Genomic DNA, 602 nt, shown 5'->3' on the forward strand with positions numbered 1-602 from the left:
GGTGGCGGTGCCGTCCTGGCTGGTCACCGTGAACTGGTCCTGGACCTGCTGGCCGGCGGTGAGCTCGTCGTGGGCGCCGTTGCCGGCGTAGCTCCAGGCGCCGCTGGCATCGATGCCGAAGTCGCCATAGGTCCCGTGGGCGTTGCTCTGGGCCACGACGTGGGCCTGACCCGTGTCGGGATCCACAATCGTGAGCTGGCCCGAGGCGTTCAATGCGGCGGCAGTGTCGGCCTCGGTCACGGACTTGGAGTCCGAGCTCACCGACGCCACGTCGTTGCTGCCGGTGATGGTGATGCTGACCGTGCCGGTGGCGGTGCCGTCCTGGCTGGTCACCGTGAACTGGTCCTGGACCTGCTGGCCCGCGGTCAGCTCATCATGGGCGCCGTTGCCGGCGTAGCTCCAGGCCCCGCTGGCATCGATGCTGAAGTCGCCATAGCTGCCATGAACATTGCTCTGCGCCACGACATGGGCTTCGCCGCTGTCGGGATCGACGATCGTCAGCTGGCCGGAGGCGTTCAATGCCGCGGCAATGTCGCCCTCGGTCACGGACTTGGAGTCCGAGCTCACCGACGCTACGTCGTTGGTGCCGGTGATGGTCACCG

General features: G+C 67.6%; 1 protein-coding gene. It reads right to left on the bottom strand.

Annotation, left to right across the window (positions count from 1 at the left end):
* A partial coding sequence (locus IVB27_RS29485) for a VCBS domain-containing protein (RefSeq protein WP_247446415.1) occupies nucleotides 1-602 on the bottom strand: 602 nt, incomplete at both ends.

Source organism: Bradyrhizobium sp. 197, assembly GCF_023073375.1.
Lineage (GTDB): Bacteria > Pseudomonadota > Alphaproteobacteria > Rhizobiales > Xanthobacteraceae > Bradyrhizobium.